The organism is Aeromonas piscicola, from assembly GCF_000820005.1.
Lineage (GTDB): Bacteria > Pseudomonadota > Gammaproteobacteria > Enterobacterales > Aeromonadaceae > Aeromonas > Aeromonas piscicola.
Window position 1 is genome coordinate 17,130 of sequence record NZ_CDBL01000034.1, and the last position, 202, is coordinate 17,331.

The following is a 202-nucleotide window of genomic DNA, read 5'->3' on the forward strand; positions in this document are numbered from 1 at the left end:
CGCTCGGGAACCCCTCCACAGGGGCAAAGCATATTTTATTCAGCCATTGCAATCGGGAAAATGGTGGAGGGAGAAGGATTCGAACCTTCGAAGGCAGAGCCGTCAGATTTACAGTCTGATCCCTTTGGCCGCTCGGGAACCCCTCCACGGGGTATTTCCTGATTGTCACTACTATTGCACTTGAATGGTGGAGGGAGAAGGA

Annotated in this window: 1 tRNA gene; it reads right to left on the minus strand. The window is 52.5% G+C overall.

The features are described from left to right. Positions 1-61 precede the first annotated feature (61 nt). Positions 62-146: transfer RNA gene (locus tag BN1128_RS26010), tRNA-Tyr, on the minus strand. Positions 147-202: the final 56 nt, after the last annotated feature.